Consider the following 16,510-nt stretch of genomic DNA (forward strand, 5'->3'; position numbering starts at 1 on the left):
CCTCCTTAATATTTTTTGGGTGTTATCTCACCCTTGAGGACCTTCATAACACCGTATGCCAGTGCCTCCATTTCATTTTCTCCTGGATACACTTTTACCGGAGCGATCCAAGAAATATACTCTGATAAGTCTTTCTGCAACTTTAAGGACTTGGACATACCGCCGGTCAAAATTATATAATCCACTTCACCCTTTAATGCGCACGCCATTGAACCTATCTCCTTCGCAATTTGATAAACCATCGCACGATAGACAAGATCTGCATACTGGTCACCTTGCTCTATGCGTAAAATCACCTCTTCGAGGTTGTCCGTTCCTAAATAATCAATAAGTCCCCCGAAGCGAACTGCCTTATTTAACATCTCCTTTCTGTCATATTTGCCTGAATAACAAAGTTCTATAAGCCCGGTAGTAGGCAAAGTGCCCGTTCTCTGGGGACTGAAAGGACCGCCATCGTTCGCATTATTAACGTCTATCACCTTGCCTTTTCTTGTTGCAGAAATTGATATTCCGGTCCCAAGATGGGCAACGATTAAATTCAGTGATTCGTATGACTTTCCAATCTCTTCTGCAAGTTTCCGGGAGACGTATTTGGTATTTAAGGCATGAAATAAACTCTTACGTGGCAGTTCTTTAAGGCCGGAAAGTCTTGCCACATCATCAAACTCGTCAACGGAAACAGGGTCCACAAAAAATGCAGGACAACCAGAAATTTTTGAAAGTTCATAGGCAATCAGCACTCCAAGATTGGAAGGATGATCTGCCTGAACCCTTCCATTTAAAACATCCTCAACCACCGTTTCATCCACATAGTAAACTCCGGATTCCAGGCTTTTAAAAGGACCACCTCTTGAAGCAATGGCATCAATTTCCTTTAAAGATATACCCTCTTCCTCAAGGAATCTCAATGTCTCCTGGTATCTGAACTCTCTCTGAGAAATTGTATCTGGGAACTTCTTCAGTTCTTCAACAGGATGCCTAATTTCTCTGTACTTCAAAGGCTTTTCATCTTCAAAAAGGGCCACCTTTGTTGAACCACCGCCAGGATTAATTACAAAAATTTTCACTCCCATATCACCCTCCAGGAAAATTATAATAGAAAAGACAGGAATAACGAAAAGCAATTGATTTTTAACGGGTTTTGCTTTAATATAATCCTATGGTAGATGTTTTATGTAAATTGGAAGATGACGACCTTCGATTTCAATCAGAATTCCTTGAAAAGCTGAGCCGAATTGAAGAAAAAGTTATTGCAAACTTCGACATTATTTACCATGAAGGAAATTATATTGCAAGGATTTACCTTGGAGCATCGGACTGGCCTGGACTTGGTGAAACAGTTATAGGAATTGTTCATGAAAAAGGGTATAACATTGCCTTTGTTTATGGCGTTGTATCTACTGATGAAAAATATGCCTTTATCACGCTGAAAATTCCATTCCCACCGGAAAAATTAAATGACGTCCGATTTCACCTTCAGGAGGTAACTGAAGAGCTTAAAAATCTTGCCCAGGAAGGAGACCAGATTAAAGCCCGTTTGGTCACAACGGGGATTGAAAAGCTTGAAATCTTGGAAAAAATAAAGACTGCTTTAAGGGATATTGCCTTTCCTGAAGAATTCGAAGAAATTTCTAAACCAGGCGGTGAGCTCGAGAAATTTGTATTCTCCCGGTCTCTCGCATATCTCAGAGAGCGAAGTCCCAAAATCTTAGCGGAAATAATCCTCATAGGGCATCGTTTCATCAAAAAACTACGGGAAGTTGGAATGGGCGTAGAGGTCTATATAAAGAATATTCAAACCGATAGGGAAGAGCTGACCGGATTAACTGTAGGCGGATTCCAGAAAGATATCAGCATGGATGAAGTTTTTGACCTAATAAAGGAAATTTTTCCTAATTTTCAAAGAAAATTCGATAAAGAATTCATAACAGACGATGGTATCTGCATAATCCGATTGGAATTTACCGTTAACAACAGGCCTCTAACCCCAGAAGAGCAGAAGAAATTGGAACAACACCTTAAAACCAATTTGAAGCAAGGGAAAATCAGAATCCCTCTTAACATTAAGTTTGGTGGTGAGATCTTTGGAAGGGCCCTCGTGCCGAAGATGGTGGATGAAGCTTTAACTTCCCACACACCCCAGGTGGCGATAATTCCTATTGAACAGGATAAATCTACAGTAACCTTCAGAATAGCAATCGTGGACAGCGATCCTGCGAAGTTTGACACCTTGACAAAAAACATCGCAAAATCCGATGGGTTTGTTTTAATGTCTTTCAGACCACCATCCAAAATTCGAAATGAATATGTTATGTTCCTTACGGTAAGAGGGCTTGTTTCCTTTTTCCGTTCTGATGTTGAGCTCTTTGAAAAGTTAAAAGAGTTAATTCGCGAAAGTATTGGAAATTTCAGAGATTTTGACGAAGGATTGAGAACCATCGATAGGAAAAACCTCGACAAAATCTACCACCTTTTTTCCAAATCAAACATACCCGAAGAACTGGTGAGAACCTTTTACTTTTCAATTGATGATTTCATAAGAACCACACTAAAACCCGAAAAAATAGCCGAAGATATCAAATTTGTCTCCATATGCATCCAAGAACACCTTGAAGACGAAACTAAAAAGCTTTTTGTAAAGGACGAAAAGAGCTCCTTCACAATCGTAGTAGTCTATCAACCAGAGGAAAAGATCTTTGACAGGATATTTCCTGTTATTGAAAAATACGAGCCAATTTTGGTTAGGTTTGAAATCTACGGACTTAACGTTACATTTATGGAGGTAAACAAGAGGAATATCAAAGAGGAAAGCATTGGAAAAATTCTTGAAAACATAAAAAGGGAGGTATATCATGAGAATCACCATATCGGTAATTAAAGCCGATATAGGAGGATATGTTGGCCACACATCTGTTCATCCAAGAATAATGGAGGTAGCAGAAGATCATTTGCAAAAGGCAAAGGAACAGGGGACATTGATTGATTACTTCGTTACGAGAGTCGGAGACGACCTTCAGCTTATAATGACACATAAAAAGGGAGCCAACTGTGGTGAAATCCACAAGCTGGCATGGGACACCTTTGTAGAAGCTACAGAAATAGCAAAATCCCTGAAACAATACGGGGCTGGTCAGGACCTTTTAAGCGATGCTTTCAGTGGAAACATTAAGGGACTTGGGCCGGGACTTGCTGAAATGGAGTTCGAAGAAAGACCGAGCGAACCCATAATTGTTTTTATGGCAGATAAAACTTCACCCGGTGCATGGAATATCCCACTCTTTAAAATTTTTGCAGATCCTTTCAATACGCCTGGCTTAGTTATTGACCCAAAACTTCACAATGGGTTTGTTTTCGAAGTCCTTGACGTTTACGAGCACAAAAAAATTTTAATGAGTTCGCCAGAAGAACTTTATGACCTACTAATCCTCATCGGTGCCGCAGAGCACTATATAATAAAAGCTGTTTACAGAAAAGAAGATAATGAAATTGCAGCAGTTTCTTCCACCCAAAGGCTTTCAATGATGGCGGGAAGATATGTTGGAAAAGATGATCCTGTTATGATAGTGAGAGCTCAAAGCGGTTTCCCCGCCGTTGGCGAAATTCTTGAACCCTTTGCCTTTCCTCACCTTGTCGCAGGATGGATGAGGGGGTCTCATTATGGTCCCCTGATGCCCGTAGCTTTGCACCAGGCAAATCCTTCTCGCTTTGATGGTCCACCAAGAGTCTGCGCCCTTGGCTTCCAATTAGCTGAAGGGAAACTCATTGGTCCCAGGGATTTGTTTGACGATCCGGCCTTTGATGAAGCAAGGGCAACTGCCAACAAAATCGCAAATTATCTAAGAAGCCATGGCCCCTTTGAACCTCACAGACTCGGCCTTAAAGAGATGGAATACACCACACTTCCTGATGTACTTAAAAAAGTAAAGGACAGATTCATCGACCTTGAGTAATGCTAAAATACTTGCTGATTGCGATTCTCGCTGGAAAAACATTATTAGTTGGAAAAATTGAAGTAGAAGGAGTTAAGGCTCTATCAAAATCTGAGGTTAAAAGCATTCTTAGAATGCGAAGGGGGGATAGGTACTATCCCCCCTTATTTAATTCCTACAAGAAAAAATTACTTGAAGAGCTTAAGGAAAGGGGGTACTTTGACGTCAGAATAATCGAAGAGAGAGTTAAAGAAGAGAATGACAGGGTTTACATCTATTTAAAAATAAACGAAGGACGACGCTACATTCTCAACAGTGTTCAAATTTCTTGGGAAAGTGAAGATACCTTGTTTTTTCGTAAAACAATGAATATTCTACATTTTTCAATTCCATCTCCTTATTCCTCCTCTCTTTTGACAAAAAAGGAAACAGAAGCACTTGATTTTCTCAGAAACCAAGGATACCTTAAAGCAGAAGTTGAGAGAATTGTCACGCGGGATACGATCCAAAAAAGATGCGGTCTATTATGGAAAATTGAAAAAGGACCACGTTATAAAATTGAGAAAATCGAAATTTCTGGAAATAAAACGGTAAGAAGGGCCATAATAGAAAGGGAAATAAAGATAAAAGTTGGTCAGTATGTTTCGCCGTCCGCCATTCTTGAAAGCATACGTAGAATCTACTCAACAGGGCTTTTCAAAGCGGTTTATCACACTTATGAGTATCTCGATGACTCTTCAGTTAAAGTCTTATTCAATGTAGAAGAAAGAAAAAATCGCTACCTTCGCTTTCAGGGCGGAGTCTATCCCTTCGAACTCGCCAATATCAACGTGGAATTAGGGCACAGGAATCTCTTTGATAACAACCAAAATCTAAATTTAAGATTGGAGAATAGCTTTGAACTTTTTACCGGGTTTGCCAAACTCTATGGTGAACTGCTCTACTCGGAACCCTACTTTCTAAGTACACCACTTAAATTTAATCTCAAATTCTTAGGGGGTACGTCAAAGTTTGATAGCACTTCCTTCGTAGGAATAGAAACATACCTATCCTATTACTGGACACCCAAAAGCAGGAGCGTTGCCGGTTTGCAGTGGAGGAAATTCCTTGAGGGAAAATATTCTGAAGGGGTAACAAATAAGTTTCAATTTTCCACAGTGCTTGATAAGAGAGATGATCAGTTATATCCCACAAGAGGATATGTAGTACAACTCAATCTCTCCAGAGCTGGCGGGATATTGGGAGGTGACTATCATTTCAACAAGTACGATATGAGCATTTCAACCTATTTAAAAATATGGAAACCCAAGGGAGTTTTAGCCGTAAGATTGACCAGTGGAAAACTACTACCTCTTTACTCTTCTGTTATTCCAACAATAGAAATGTTTAAGATCGGTGGGGATGGAACTTTACGAGGGTATAGATATTCAGAATTCTACAGCACCTCTATTTACCTCGTTAACTTGGAAATGCGCTCCACCATAAACTCAAAATATGGTCTTTGCCTTTTAACAGACATATACCCACAAATTGGTGGCAAAGTGTTCTTTAGCACAGGCTTGGGATTCAGGTATTTCCTACCTATAGGTAACTTGAGAGTAGACTGGGCTTATAACCCGAACCGTTTCAGAGAAAAGGGGTATTTGGGCAACCTGTATATAAACCTCGGTGAAATGTTCTAAAAATAAATACGGCCTTTACGTCCACGTGCCTTTTTGCCTTTCCAAATGTCCGTATTGCCATTTTTATTCCGTTACCATAGATAAAAAGGATAAACTTTTCAACATTTACATTAAATCACTCAAAAAGGAGATAGAAGAATACAAATCCTTAGATATCGAGTACGAAACCCTTTACATCGGCGGTGGGACCCCTAATAGCCTGTCCCAAGAGGAACTAACAACTTTATTAGAAGTTCTTTACCAAAATCTTCCAGTAGATGAAATCAGAGAAAAATCCATCGAGGTGAACCCTGAAAATGTAAGCGAAGATTTTTTAAAGATAATTAAAGAATTTGGCTTTAACAGAGTCAGCATCGGTGCACAGAGTTTCATAGGAGAAGAATTAAGATTACTTGGAAGAAGGCACTCCGTAAAGGACACAATTAAAGCCTATGAAATACTTAGAGAATCGGGGTTTAAAAACATAAACATTGACCTCGTATTCGGATTTAAGGGACAGACGCTGTCAGGATTCCAGAAATCATTAGAAAATACATGTAAACTTGCCCCTGAACACATTTCTACCTACACAATGACCTATGAAAGGCCAGCAAAGGAGAACCTGGAGCTTAATGATGAAGAAAACATAATCAAAATGTTCCGTTTAAGGAATAAGACTTTGAAAGACCATGGATACACAATGTATGAAATTTCCAACTTTTCCACTAAAGGGTTTGAGTGCCTTCACAATCTAAAATATTGGCTAAGGCACTACTACATAGGGCTTGCCCTTCAGCATCTGGCTTCTATTTAAAAGAAGGAAAAGAAATAAGATACACTAATCCTTCATCCTTCTCACTCTATGCAAAGGGAATTAAAAAAATTGAAGTTTTAAATGAAAATCAAAAACTGCTCGAAGAAATTTTTCTTTCTCTGAGAACCCGCTGGGGCCTGAAAGTAGAAACCGATTTTATTAAAAACCTCCCTCGAGAACTTAAACCCTTCATAAGGGTGAAAAATAATTCGCTTTTTCTTTCTGAAAGGGGAATTTTGGTGGCAGATGCCATTGCCCTTAAAATATATGAACACTATGAAGAATTTAAAAAGAAAGCTGATGTACAAAGGTTTGATATTTAATGTCTGGCAAGAAGAGTATGAGACCAAGTCTCATACCCTCAAACGCGACATTGTGGAATTTCCAGAGACGTGTGCCGTTTTACCCATAGATAACGAAGAGAATGCCATACTCATAACCCAATTTAGATATCCGTTAAAAAAGGAATTACTTGAGATACCCGCAGGTAAAATTGATCCAGGTGAAACGCCAGAAGAGGCTGCCAGAAGGGAGTTAATGGAAGAAATAAAAATGAAGCCACGTAAGTTGACAAAAATCGGGTCTTTTATCTAACTCCCGGCTACTCAACGGAAAAAATTCACATGTTTATCGGTATGGATCTGGAAAAGGCGCCACTGCCGGAAGACCTCGGGGAAGAAATCAAGATACATAGAATCCCACTTAAAGAACTCAACAATTTGATGACTAAAGGTGAAATTAAAGATGCCAAGACTTTTTTGGCCCTTCTTTATTTTTTCCATTTTTACTGGAAAAAGTGAAACAGCAAAAGTAAACCCTAACATCGCCACCTTTGAAGAACTTATTTCAATTCCGATTTTAACAGAGGAAGAAGCAATTAATATAATTACCATCCGGGCAATAAAAGAATTTAGTTCAATATCCGAGCTTATTGAAAGAACTGGGATTGATTCATCAAAAATAGATTATCTTGAGGAGATATTCATATTTGAGGATGACAAAAAATATCATCTTCAAATGTACATAAGTCACCAGCAAGAAGGACTCAACTCTTATTTGAAACTTGCTTTTAAAAACTATTTTGCCTCTTCATACGCAGACAGTGTATCCTGGGGTGCATACATCGGAAACAGCTGGTTAACCTTAGGAAAATTCGAACTACAAATTTCACCTTACACCCTTAAGCCAATATTCAACTCAAAGTGTAAAAGCAGTTATAATCTGTGCTTGAGCCAACCTCTTATTGTCGCCATTGGATTAGAGAAGCTCCAAATAGGATTTCCTTTTCAGATTAAATCAGCCGATATTCTCTTAACTCCTCTTATTTTCTATAAAGGCAAAGTCTACTGGGAGTGGTTCGCAAAGAGTTCAACAAAACCCCTTAAGCTATATACCTATTTATCAACACTTAATAAAACTGGTGTTGTGAAGATACATTTGAGGGAACAGCATACGAACTTTTCAGCTCAAGCAAGGGTTTTAAACAAAAGCCTATTTCTTGATTGCAATATATCAAGAATTTTAAAGACAGGAGAGAGCTTTTACCTGAGGTTAACCAACAAAGGGTCGCGTAATGCATCATACTTGGAGTACTGTAGAATCTTACCCTCAGGTTGTGCAATAACTGTAGGTGCAACCCTTTCCGGCAAATGTCCTGAACTCTATTCAGTAAAAATCCATTCCCGGAGTCTAACTTTACAATATGCGAAAGGCCAAATGGAGAAAATTACAATAATTACCTTTTTCAACCCTATTAGCTTCAAAATGAACTACTACCCACAGTGCAACATCCTTGAATATATGCTAACGACAAATTTGGCTATTCATCCTGCACATTTTAAAATAGCTATTAGTTGGAAAAACGAAAAGATTTGGAATTTATCACTAAATATTAAAGCAAATGCTAAAAAAAGACAAGGCAATAATTTTAAGGACGGATGACTTTATGGAGACATCTCTTATTCTATCTGCGATAACCAAGGAAAATGGTATATTAAAACTCCTTGCCAAAGGTGCAAAGAGATTAAAATCCCCATTAAGGATGTCTTTTGAACTTTTTGCCGAAAGTGAGTTAATTTTCTATTACAGACCTGACAGAGAATTTAACATTGTTAAGGAGGGCAAGATACTTACGCTCTTTCAAAATCTACACGAGGATTATAGTAAATACGAACTTGCATCGAAAGTTTCGCAATATGTCCTAAAAAGTTTTCCGGTAGGTGGAGGTGGGGAAATTTACGACGATTTATTTAATTTTCTCAAATTTCTCAACAACACTAAGCGCATAAGCCCTTACCTTTACTCATTCTTTGTAGTCAGAAATTTAAAGAAAGAGGGTTTATTACCCCAATTTGAGGTCTGCTACAGATGTAAGCAAAGAAAAGCAGACTATTTTCTGAGCGAATTGAAAATGCCTGTTTGCAAAAAATGTTTAACAAATGGTGAAAACGGAATCCCCATTGACGAAGGAACCAGAGCAGAAGTGAATTTTCTTTTATCCAGAAACTGGGCAGAATTAAACAGCTTTGAACTCAGAGAAGAGACAAAAAAACTCCTTCTATTAATTGGAGAAGAGGCGTGAGGAAATTAACAAACATCATAAAAATCATCGTTTCCATTGGCCTACTAATTTTGATACTAACTCGCCTCGAGTGGAATAAACTCATTTATGAAGTAAGGTCGACCAACTACCTTTTCCTTATACCTGCAACACTTATTTACTTTATCGCGATCCTTCTTTCAGCTTATCGGTGGATAGCTTTTCTCAAGCTTAGAGGAATATATCTTAGTTTACCACAAGCCTTAAAGTATTACCTTATTTCCATATTTGCTGGCAATTTCCTCCCGTCTGGAGGGCTTGACATCATAAGGGCAATATACGCTGGAAGAGGTGGTAGGGTATCCGTGGCTCTTGCAGTAACCTTTATAGATAGACTAGCTGGATTTTACGCAATACTCTTCTACCTCATCCTGGCTGCCATCACACTATCCATGAAAGCCAAAGTCCTTTTGAAATTAACGATAATAGGTATTCTACTGCTTTTAACCCTCAACCTCCTTCTATTTACAAAGCAGTTCTACACATGGGTAAACAAAATTAAAAGAACGCGAATGACAATTCCTATCATAAAATTTCTAAACTCAATTTACGAGTTTCGCAGTGAATGGCCCATTATTATAAAAATGCTCCCCGTATCCATTCTAATACAGCTATTTTTCTCATTAGTTCCCATAGTAATGAGCCCGGGGCTAAAGGTAAAGATACCTTTCTTGGAAAGTATCCTCCTTCTACCGATCATCAATTTTGTTATCATGATTCCAATCACGATTTCAGGCCTTGGTCTGCGAGAAGGAGCTTTTATAATCCTCTACGGCGACCTTATAGGAAGAGAAAAGTCACTGCTGCTTTCACTCTTCTATTACCTTACCACAATAATTCTAAGTTTAATAGGTTGGGTTCTATTTCTCCTTGACAAACCTGAAAAAGATATTAAACAGAGCTTCTAAGGAATTCAAGTCTACCCACTCATCATTACCGTGAATATTACCACCTTTCGGCGCGGTAATTAAAACAGGCATTCCTCTCTCGGAGAAGAACCGACCGTCTGTGGCACCATGCTCTTTGGAGAAGGAAAGCTTTCTGTTGAGTACTTCTTCGGCAATTCTCTTATATTTTATTAAATACGGATTATCCTGTGGAGTAAAAACCGTTTCACCCGTTGAAATCAGCTCGTATTCTACCCCTTTATATTTTGATACAATACCCTTTACAAGCTCTTCCATTTTTTTAACAGTAAACGGATAAACGAAACGGATGTCAAGATACATTTCACCGTAGTCGGGAACTCTATTAGCAGAATCACCGCCAACCATTTTACCCAAGTTTATAGTGTTATGCCAGTGCTCGGGATCGCCACAAGGTTCAGGGTGAAAATGCGACTTTATTTCATTATAAATTTGAACCAACTTATCAAGAGCATTTTCACCGGCGAAAACCCTTGAGCCATGGGTAGCAAGACCTCGGGCAACGATCTTTACGTGGAAAACCCCTTTTCCTTCAATCACCAGTTGGAAATCCTCTCCCCCGTCAGGAATTATGACAAACTCTCCTCCAATACCTTCTCTTTCAACAAGGTATTTAACCCCATTTTCACTACCAACCTCTTCATCCGTAGTAAACAGAAAACCTACGTTGGGTTTTACCTCTTCTTGAGATAATGCCTTTATTAGTTCAATCATAACCGCACAGGAACCCTTCATATCTATGGAACCCCTACCGTATAAAAGGTTACCTTCTCTCCGGGGTATGAAGTCCTCATCCCTTCCACTCACCACATCAAGATGGCCAACAAAGAGGATTTCGGGGTGATAGGTGTTGTAGAAAGAGTAAAAAATAGATGGTTTATTGTTCACCAAGTACCTGCGAGAGAAAAGGCCTTCAAAACCCTTCAATTCCTCCTCAACAAGGTCAATAATCCTCGTCAATTCAGGAATATTATCGCTCACACTTTTAACTCTGATCAAACTCTCTAAAAGCTTTACTAATTTATCCTTCATCTTACCCCCTTGTTCCTATTTTTGAATTATAAATACAAAAGAATGGAATTTAAAAACAGGTCCAAGCAGATAAAGTCCAGAGAAAGTTTTTCAATCCCAAAAGCTCGATTTATAATTTTTGAAACAATAGGAGGAAATATGGGGTTTCGCAAAATCCTTATGTTTATATTTGTTTTGTTTTCCACGTTACGTAGTGAAAGACTTTCAATAGTCCGAGTCCACGTTAAAAATTATAAAGAACTGGAAGAAAAGGTTCTAAGATATTTTCCAAAAAGTGAAGTTCCAGAAATAACGGGAGTTGGGCCCAAAAAGTGGTATGATCTTCTGGTTGACGAAAAAGGACTCCAAAGGATAAAATCGCTGGACATAAAGTACGAAATAAGAATACCTGATCTGGAAAAAGAAAAGAAAAAGGTAAAAGATAGCTACCATTCTTACGAGCAAATCACAACTTTACTCAGGAACTATTCCCTAAGTCACCCATCAATTTGTAAAATCGAGAGCATAGGGCCCACTTATGAAGGAAGATGGATTTACGGGGTTAAAATTTCAGACAATGTTTCAGAAGATGAAGAAGAACCAGAACAACTTTTTTCTGGTTGCCACCATGCAAGGGAGTGGGCAAGTGTTGAGGCTCCTCTATTCATAATAGATACACTGCTTTCCGGGTATGGTCAAGATCAGACCATAACAAACATTGTAAATAGTAGAGAAATATGGGTATTCCCTGTCATAAATGTGGATGGATATGTTTACGACTACGGCGGAGGAGGAATTTCCTGGAGAAAAAACAGAGAACCCTATAGGGACTCAATAGGAACAGACCCTAACAGGAACTATAATGGTATATGTGACAGCAACGCAGTAGATGGATGGGGGGTGATAAACTCAAGTTCTACTTCCCATAACCCTTCTAAGGAGACCTTTTGCGGAAAACACCAGCATTCTGCTAAGGAAATTTGGGCATACTCCGAATTCATTAAATCACGCAACTTTGTGACAATATTGGATTATCATTCCTATTCTGAGCTGGTCCTTGCTCCATGGGGTCATAAAAACGATGCCACACCCCACGATGACTGGTACAATTCTATAGGAATCACAATGGCAAGCCTCATAGGAAAATTAAATGGAGGAACTTACACTTATGAAAAATCGGTTGAATTATACCCCACTTCCGGAAGTTCTACAGACTGGGAATACGGCTGGTACACTTATGTAAAAGGAACACCTTGCTTAGCGTTCACCGTTGAAATAGGAACCGATTTTTACCAAGATACTGCAGATTTATCCTACATTAAAAGAGAAAACTTTAGAGGAGCACTTTACCTATTGCAAAAGGGGGATTCCATCTATCAATTCATGAAAACAATCCCTCCTGCACCTGTGATAACTTCCCCACCCTCTGATACTGTTTCCGATTCTATTCAATTGGCTTGGACCGTTCCAAACGGCTATTTTAACCAGCCAGCTTCTTATGAAATTCAGATTCTAAAAGGGCAAAATAAAATTATAGAAAATTTTGAAGCTAATTTAGACTTATGGGTCATAGAAAACTTTTCTCAATCTACGCAAAGATACCACTCGGCTTCAAAATCCCTTGTATCTCCTCAAACCAATTATGCTATCTGCCAGGCAAGGACAAAATATCCTTATTATGTTGAACCCGGAGACAGCTTTACTCTGTGGACCTACTATGACATTGAAACAGACTATGATGTGCCATTATTGAGATATCCGAAAATTTACGTGAATGGTTACCATTAGAAAGTGAGAGAATAACTGGGCAAAGCTCAAACTGGGTTTACAAGAAATACGATCTTTCTAACTATGCAGGAAAAAGTGTCTATTTCAGGGTTCGTTACATGACCGATGCCTATGTCACTGGAGAAGGGATTTACATTGACGATGTTTACCCTGTTGTTAACTGGGAATCAATCTTAACGTTCTCAGAAATAACTGACACCTTTTACACATTGAAGAATCTTGAAGAAGGAGAGTACTACATTAGGGTAAGAGCCTTTTCGAATCAATACGGTGCTGGAAATTACAGCAATCTAAAAAAGATTTATTTCAAACAAACATCAACCTCCATTGTTGATATAGGAAATGTTCCAACTATTAAAATTCAACCAGTCATGAAAAGGTCAGCCATCTTCTTCATCTCCGCCAAAAATCCCGAATTAAGAGTATTCGATGCTCAGGGACGTCTCATTCGCCAAATCAAAGAGGAAGGAAAGGTGGAGAAATTTTATCAAATAAAATTGCCCATCTCGGGAGTTTACTTCTACATATTTAAAAGTGGCAAATATATTGAAAAAGGAAGATTTCTTTACCTTAATTAATCCAAGTAAAGCAAAGGATTAACAGCCTTACCGCGGTCACGGATTTCAAAGTGGAGGCGCGACCCAAAGTAGTGATCTGAAGTTCCAACGGAACCAATTACTTGACCTCTTACAATTCTGCTGCCAGTGGAAACATTCATTCTGTGCAAATACGAATACACTGAAAAGAACCCACCGTGGTCAATAATAACGGTATTTCCATACCCCGTCACGGTTCCAGCAAAGATAACAACTCCATCATCAATAGCCAAAACGGAGCTCCCCGGCGCCGCCTCAATATCAACACCCGGATTAAATATTTTTGTGCCATACTTTGGATTTACAATAGTTCCGTACTCCATCACCACCCTTCCTTTCACAGGCCAGGGATATTTCCCTGTTGGACTTTTCGCAACAACGTGCTCTTCCTTCCTCTTCCTTTCCTGCTCCTTTTCAAGCCTCGTTATCAAAGCTTCCATCTCTTTAATAGCTTTCTCAAGTTCTGCAAGCCTCTTTTCCTCCGTGAGCTTCTTCTTTTTTAAAGAAGCTAAAAGTTTCTCCTTTTGAACTTTTAAATATTCAAGGTTCTTCTTCTGATCAACAACCTCCTCCTTCATTGCCTTTACAAATTCAAGATTTTCGTTTCTTAAATCTCTGTACGCTTTAAGTTCGTTATAAATCTGCACTGCCCTGTCTCTCTCCCTTTTTTCACTTTTAATAACATAATCAATGAGATAAAAAACCTCCTTTTCTTCCTCTTCAGAGGGTAAAAATTTCAAAATCTGGTTTTCAGGGGGAGTTTGGTACAGCAAATTTAGACTAAACTTAATCCTATCAGCGCGCTCGTAAAGCTCTTCTTCTTTCTGCTTGATCTGCACTTCCAATTTTGCAATCTCGTTTTGAATGGAAGCTATATCTCTATTTAGTTTTTCAATAAAGCTCATTATCTCATTTTCTTTTTTTGTAATTCTCTCGAGCTCTTCTTCTGCACTCTTCATCTTCGTCTCCATCTGCGCAATCTTTCTTTTCGTCTCCTGAAACTCTTTTTTAAGCCGTTCCAGTTGCTGTCTGGATGTTTCTATATCCGCTGTTTCAGCAAGGAGTACAAAAATTAGCAAAGCCTTCATTTTTCAAGCACATCAACGCTGAAAATTAATTGAAGTAGAAGGAAAAACAGTAGAAGAAGGTAAACGGGATAGAGGGGTATATGGAGCATCTTCGAGATCTGATTAAAAACTGCTAATATTAAAATAGAAACGAGAACAAGGGGTATTGCTGAAGCCACAACAAAAGTTATTTCGAGCCCCCGTTTTTCATAACCAAGATACTCTACAAGGTCAAAGAGCTTCTTTTCCCTTCCAAAGATACTTCTCATGAAAGAAAGATTCAGTGGAATGTAAAGGATTAGAAAGGAGACAAAGAGCCAGAATCCTGCAAGAAGCATAGATTTTCTTAGTTTGTAAATCTTTAAAGCAGATGTGTAATTATGCTGTACATTGGAGACAAAAGGGAATCTGGAAAAGAAGTCTGTTAGGTCGTTGATCAAATCGCCTCCAAGGCTCTTTTCGTTAAATCTTAACTCAATATTTTGTGGAAATGGACTCTCCTGGAATATTGAAAGAAGGCCAGAATACTTGGGGAAACGTTCGGCAAATTCAGCCTTTGCCATTTCTTTACTGACATAGACCACCTTATCCACCGCGGAAAGATGCTCTGCATAGGCTTTGATCGTATTAATAACCTCAGGATTTGCCCCGTCTTCAAAAAATACTTTCATGAAACTAACCTTAAAGGATTCATTCTGAAGACCCGAAAGGTAGACGTAAAACTGTGTAAGGCTGGAAAAAATTAAAAGGGTAAGGAAGTAAATTACAGCAAGGAAGATAAAGTCACTGATTGACTTTTTAAAAATGTGAACAAGTTCTTCAAGATAGAATCTAATTTTCAATTTTTAATCTCCCTTCTTCAATTCTGAAGACCCTTGCTTTCGGAACCTTCGCTATCACGTCAATATTGTGAGTTGAAAGCAAAATCGTAACTCCAAGTTCGTTGTAAGCTTTCATCTTTTCAATCAGCCATTCAATGTCACTGGCATGAAGGTTACTAAACGGTTCATCGGCAAGCAATAGATCAGGATCGTTAATCATTGCCCTTGCAAGGGCAAGCCTCTGCTGTTCGCCACGGGAAAGAGAAGAGACAAAATCGTTAGATTTATAAGTAAGCCCAACATCTTTTAGTCCTAAAACAACTTTTTTCATCACGTCCTCATCACCTTTCAATCTCACTGGCAGTGCAAGATTTTCAAAGACAGTCCGATCTTCAAGAAGCATCAAATCTTGAAAAACAATTCCCATACCCTTTCTCAATTCAAGGAGCTTTTTCTTGCTAATCCTTTTGAGAGGATAACCATCCACTCTCACCTCTCCATCAGTAGGAAATATGTCTCCATAAATTAGCCTCAGTATTGTCGTTTTTCCAGCCCCAGTTGGTCCCACGAAGAAAACGAAGTCACCCCTTTTGATTGTGAATGAAACATTACTAAGTGCATACCATCTTTCATTGAATTTCACAGAAACCTTTTCAAATTCAACTTTATCCGCCATAGACCTCCTTATTTACAACAGCAGGGGGAACTTTACCACTGAAAAAAGCTTTCAAATTTTCAATCACCAGCTCAGCCATTCGTGTTCTTGCCTCAACGGTCGCACTTCCAATGTGAGGAAGCATCACAACGTTATCAAGCTCAAAAAACTCTTCAGAAACCTGTGGCTCAAACTCAAAAACATCAAGTCCTGCTCCATAAATACGCTTCTCCTTAAGGGCTTTTATTAGAGCCCTTTCATCCACTATTTTTCCTCTTGCGGTATTAATGAAAATCGCATTGGGTTTCATCATGTTAAATTCCCTTTCGCCAATTAGGTGATAGGTTTCAGGTGTAAGTGGTAAGTGAAGGGAAATAACATCAGATACCTTCAACAATTCATCGAGTTCAACCCTTTTCGCACCCAACTCCTTTTCCAGTACCTCGTTTTGTCTTCTGTTATAATAGACCACCTCCATTTTGAAACCCGAAGACTTTAGGGCAAAGGCCTGACCTATTCTGCCTGTACCAACAACACCAAGGGTCTTACCCCTGAGCTCAAGTCCCAGGTATAGTGTTGGAGACCATCCTCTCCATAAACGCTTCTCTACAAATTTGTGAGCTTCCACCACTCTTCTTGCTAC

18 protein-coding genes are annotated in these 16,510 nt (G+C 38.9%); 12 read left to right on the forward strand and 6 right to left on the reverse strand.

The genetic code is table 11. The features are described from left to right. Positions 1-5 precede the first annotated feature (5 nt). On the reverse strand, positions 6-1,073 hold the full coding sequence (gene buk / locus QMD82_00840) for a butyrate kinase (GenBank protein MDI6850471.1): 1,068 nt from the start codon (positions 1,071-1,073) through the stop codon (positions 6-8). Between the two features lie 86 nt (positions 1,074-1,159). Between buk and QMD82_00845 the strand changes: the two genes are divergently transcribed. From QMD82_00845 to QMD82_00890, 10 genes are read left to right on the forward strand one after another with little or no spacing between them, the layout of a single operon-like run. Next, positions 1,160-2,878, forward strand: a complete 1,719-nt coding sequence (locus tag QMD82_00845) for a hypothetical protein (protein ID MDI6850472.1) — start codon at positions 1,160-1,162, stop codon at positions 2,876-2,878. Further along, positions 2,853-3,950 (forward strand): fructose-1,6-bisphosphate aldolase/phosphatase, encoded by a 1,098-nt coding sequence (gene fbp / locus QMD82_00850; protein ID MDI6850473.1) that lies wholly within the window; start codon positions 2,853-2,855, stop codon positions 3,948-3,950. The genes QMD82_00845 and fbp overlap by 26 nt, the downstream gene beginning before the upstream one ends. Beyond that, a complete protein-coding gene (locus tag QMD82_00855) occupies positions 3,950-5,611 on the forward strand; it encodes a POTRA domain-containing protein (protein MDI6850474.1) in 1,662 nt (553 codons plus the stop codon). Before fbp ends, QMD82_00855 begins: the two co-directional genes overlap by 1 nt. Then, entirely contained in the window at positions 5,598-6,404 is an 807-nt protein-coding gene (hemW, locus tag QMD82_00860; protein MDI6850475.1) for a radical SAM family heme chaperone HemW, read from the forward strand. Before QMD82_00855 ends, hemW begins: the two co-directional genes overlap by 14 nt. After that, complete coding sequence (locus tag QMD82_00865; GenBank protein MDI6850476.1) at positions 6,350-6,727, forward strand: hypothetical protein; 378 nt, start codon at positions 6,350-6,352, stop codon at positions 6,725-6,727. Before hemW ends, QMD82_00865 begins: the two co-directional genes overlap by 55 nt. Further along, positions 6,681-6,998, forward strand: coding sequence for an NUDIX hydrolase (locus QMD82_00870; protein MDI6850477.1), 318 nt, complete (start codon positions 6,681-6,683; stop codon positions 6,996-6,998). The genes QMD82_00865 and QMD82_00870 overlap by 47 nt, the downstream gene beginning before the upstream one ends. A 41-nt stretch (positions 6,999-7,039) precedes the next feature. Beyond that, positions 7,040-7,204: a hypothetical protein gene (locus QMD82_00875; GenBank protein MDI6850478.1), complete on the forward strand. Its 165-nt coding sequence runs from the start codon at positions 7,040-7,042 to the stop codon at positions 7,202-7,204. Then, positions 7,149-8,345, forward strand: a complete 1,197-nt coding sequence (locus tag QMD82_00880) for a hypothetical protein (GenBank protein MDI6850479.1) — start codon at positions 7,149-7,151, stop codon at positions 8,343-8,345. Before QMD82_00875 ends, QMD82_00880 begins: the two co-directional genes overlap by 56 nt. Next, complete coding sequence (recO, locus tag QMD82_00885; GenBank protein MDI6850480.1) at positions 8,305-8,985, forward strand: DNA repair protein RecO; 681 nt, start codon at positions 8,305-8,307, stop codon at positions 8,983-8,985. Before QMD82_00880 ends, recO begins: the two co-directional genes overlap by 41 nt. Beyond that, positions 8,982-9,911 (forward strand): lysylphosphatidylglycerol synthase transmembrane domain-containing protein, encoded by a 930-nt coding sequence (locus tag QMD82_00890; protein ID MDI6850481.1) that lies wholly within the window; start codon positions 8,982-8,984, stop codon positions 9,909-9,911. Before recO ends, QMD82_00890 begins: the two co-directional genes overlap by 4 nt. Here QMD82_00890 and QMD82_00895 read toward each other — a convergent pair. Continuing rightward, a complete protein-coding gene (locus tag QMD82_00895; GenBank protein ID MDI6850482.1) occupies positions 9,864-10,961 on the reverse strand; it encodes a M20 family metallopeptidase in 1,098 nt (365 codons plus the stop codon). The genes QMD82_00890 and QMD82_00895 overlap by 48 nt on opposite strands. Positions 10,962-11,099: 138 nt before the next feature. On the opposite strand from QMD82_00895, the gene QMD82_00900 reads away from it, so the two are divergent. Both QMD82_00900 and QMD82_00905 read left to right on the forward strand, forming a co-directional pair. After that, positions 11,100-12,728, forward strand: a complete 1,629-nt coding sequence (locus QMD82_00900) for a M14 family metallopeptidase (GenBank protein MDI6850483.1) — start codon at positions 11,100-11,102, stop codon at positions 12,726-12,728. A gap of 11 nt (positions 12,729-12,739) precedes the next feature. After that, positions 12,740-13,306, forward strand: coding sequence for an immune inhibitor A (locus QMD82_00905; protein ID MDI6850484.1), 567 nt, complete (start codon positions 12,740-12,742; stop codon positions 13,304-13,306). Here the strand turns inward: QMD82_00905 and QMD82_00910 are convergent. The 4 genes from QMD82_00910 to QMD82_00925 all read right to left on the reverse strand — a co-directional run. Then, a complete protein-coding gene (locus tag QMD82_00910; protein MDI6850485.1) occupies positions 13,303-14,412 on the reverse strand; it encodes a peptidoglycan DD-metalloendopeptidase family protein in 1,110 nt (369 codons plus the stop codon). The two genes, QMD82_00905 and QMD82_00910, sit on opposite strands and share 4 nt — an antisense overlap. After that, positions 14,409-15,233: a permease-like cell division protein FtsX gene (locus QMD82_00915; protein ID MDI6850486.1), complete on the reverse strand. Its 825-nt coding sequence runs from the start codon at positions 15,231-15,233 to the stop codon at positions 14,409-14,411. Before QMD82_00915 ends, QMD82_00910 begins: the two co-directional genes overlap by 4 nt. Beyond that, positions 15,223-15,888: an ATP-binding cassette domain-containing protein gene (locus QMD82_00920; protein ID MDI6850487.1), complete on the reverse strand. Its 666-nt coding sequence runs from the start codon at positions 15,886-15,888 to the stop codon at positions 15,223-15,225. The genes QMD82_00915 and QMD82_00920 overlap by 11 nt, the downstream gene beginning before the upstream one ends. Then, positions 15,878-16,510: D-glycerate dehydrogenase (locus tag QMD82_00925; protein ID MDI6850488.1), on the reverse strand; the 633-nt coding region annotated here is incomplete at its 5' end. The genes QMD82_00920 and QMD82_00925, both read right to left, overlap by 11 nt.

The organism is bacterium (assembly GCA_030019025.1).
Classification (GTDB): Bacteria; Hydrothermota; Hydrothermia; order UBA1063; family UBA1063; genus UBA1063.

Excerpts from the sequence above, each read along its gene's own strand:
- QMD82_00880 (MDI6850479.1), top strand. The coding sequence starts at position 7,149 with ATGCCAAGACTTTTTTGGCCCTTCTTTATTTTTTCCATTTTTACTGGA.
- QMD82_00875 (MDI6850478.1), top strand. The coding sequence starts at position 7,040 with ATGGATCTGGAAAAGGCGCCACTGCCGGAAGACCTCGGGGAAGAAATC.
- QMD82_00920 (MDI6850487.1), bottom strand. The coding sequence starts at position 15,888 with ATGGCGGATAAAGTTGAATTTGAAAAGGTTTCTGTGAAATTCAATGAA.
- QMD82_00910 (MDI6850485.1), bottom strand. The coding sequence starts at position 14,412 with ATGAAGGCTTTGCTAATTTTTGTACTCCTTGCTGAAACAGCGGATATA.
- QMD82_00895 (MDI6850482.1), bottom strand. The coding sequence starts at position 10,961 with ATGAAGGATAAATTAGTAAAGCTTTTAGAGAGTTTGATCAGAGTTAAA.
- QMD82_00855 (MDI6850474.1), top strand. The coding sequence starts at position 3,950 with ATGCTAAAATACTTGCTGATTGCGATTCTCGCTGGAAAAACATTATTA.
- recO (MDI6850480.1), top strand. The coding sequence starts at position 8,305 with ATGCTAAAAAAAGACAAGGCAATAATTTTAAGGACGGATGACTTTATG.
- QMD82_00870 (MDI6850477.1), top strand. The coding sequence starts at position 6,681 with ATGAAGAATTTAAAAAGAAAGCTGATGTACAAAGGTTTGATATTTAAT.
- fbp (MDI6850473.1), top strand. The coding sequence starts at position 2,853 with ATGAGAATCACCATATCGGTAATTAAAGCCGATATAGGAGGATATGTT.
- QMD82_00900 (MDI6850483.1), top strand. The coding sequence starts at position 11,100 with ATGGGGTTTCGCAAAATCCTTATGTTTATATTTGTTTTGTTTTCCACG.
- buk (MDI6850471.1), bottom strand. The coding sequence starts at position 1,073 with ATGGGAGTGAAAATTTTTGTAATTAATCCTGGCGGTGGTTCAACAAAG.
- QMD82_00845 (MDI6850472.1), top strand. The coding sequence starts at position 1,160 with ATGGTAGATGTTTTATGTAAATTGGAAGATGACGACCTTCGATTTCAA.